Annotated in this window: 1 protein-coding gene and 1 pseudogene; both read left to right on the top strand. The window is 41.9% G+C overall.

Translation table 11 applies throughout. The annotated features are described in order from the left end of the window. The first annotated feature begins 71 nt into the window (after positions 1–71). Positions 72–641 (top strand): hypothetical protein, encoded by a 570-nt coding sequence (locus Q0212_RS10810; protein WP_297925334.1) that lies wholly within the window; start codon positions 72–74, stop codon positions 639–641. Beyond that, positions 628–1,456 (top strand): annotated as a pseudogene (locus Q0212_RS10805) (terminase); the annotation flags it as partial. The gene Q0212_RS10810 and the pseudogene Q0212_RS10805, both read left to right, overlap by 14 nt.

Genomic DNA, 1,456 nt, shown 5'->3' with positions numbered 1-1,456 from the left:
GTTGGCGTTGGTTATTAAATAGTTTTGCCCGATTAGTTAGCTGTTGGGCTTTTTTTTTATGAGTAAAGATAATGGCAGAACGTAAGCAAGTCGATTGGGAGTCTGTAGAGCGAGACTACTCGGCTGGTTTACTGAGTTTGCGTGAGATTGCAGATAAGTACGGAGTTAGTGAAGGGCTTGTAAGACGCAAAGCCATACAGAATGAATGGAACAGAGATTTAAGTAAAAAAATACAAGATAAGGCAGATTCGCTTGTACGCAAAGAAAGTGTACGCAGTAGTGTACGCACAGAAAAGGCATCTGAAAAAGAAGTCATTGAAGCCAATGCTCAAGCAATCGTAAATGTTAAGCTAAGTCATAGAACATCAATCAAAAAAGTAAATAGCTTGGTTGAGTCGTTATTAGATGAGATAGAGACGTTAAACAAAGATAAGAGCGTTGAGAATCTACCAATGCGCGTAGATGTGACTAAAAAACTCATGGATACGCTAAAAACATCAATCGACAAAGAGCGTCAAGCGTTTGGTATTGTGGACGCACCAACACCGACAGAAAACGCAATCACAGATTTATTAAAGGCGTGTCAAGGCAACTCGATTGCTATTGCATCATCGCACACTGATTTTGATGATGACGAATGACATACCAAAGCGTAAAGATGGCGGCATCAAGTGGAATTTTAGGCCAGTTAATGCTGATGAACTGGAAGCGTGTTTAAAAGACCCATTGTGGCGTGTTTGCTCAGGTGTTTTGTACAAAATCATTATCAAAGGTGATGATGGCCAAGACGGTTTAGTTATTAACTTTAAGCCGAATCGTTCACAGAGGCGATTATTAGCTAATTTGTGGCACAGAAACGTCATTCTTAAAGCGCGTCAACTTGGATTTACGACACTAATCTGTATCTTGTGGCTTGATACCGCGTTGTTTAGCGAGAATGTCAGATGCGGCATCATTGCACAGGACAGAGAAGCGGCAGAAGTCATTTTTCGTGACAAGGTTAAGTTTGCTTACGAGAATTTGCCCGAAAATCTCAAGTCTGCAATGCCTTTAGCTCGTGATAGTGCGAGTGAATTACTGTTTGCACATAACAATAGCTCGATTCGCGTAGCAACAAGTATGCGGTCAGGCACGATTCATAGGCTGCATATCTCAGAGTTTGGCAAGATATGCGCTAAATATCCCGAAAAAGCAAAAGAGGTTGTCACTGGTTCGATACCCGCAGTGCCAAAAAACGGCATTTTGATTATCGAATCGACAGCAGAAGGTCGTGAAGGTGAGTTTTACGACATCACCATGAGAGCTAAGTCAGCTAAAGAGTCAGGTAAGGATTTAACAGTGCGCGATTATCGTTTTCACTTCTTTGCGTGGTGGGACGCTAACGAGTACGAAATGCCAGCAGATAGCGTCAAGCTCACTGATAAAGACAATGCCTATTTTGAACGGATTGAGTCTC

This window comes from uncultured Agitococcus sp., assembly GCF_937920075.1.
In the GTDB taxonomy this organism is placed as follows: domain Bacteria; phylum Pseudomonadota; class Gammaproteobacteria; order Pseudomonadales; family Moraxellaceae; genus Agitococcus.
Note: the sequence above shows the minus strand (reverse complement) of the source record. Positions and strands in the feature narration are given on the sequence as shown.

Coding starts and splice junctions, on each gene's coding strand:
- Q0212_RS10810 (WP_297925334.1), top strand. CDS start 72: ATGGCAGAACGTAAGCAAGTCGATTGGGAGTCTGTAGAGCGAGACTAC.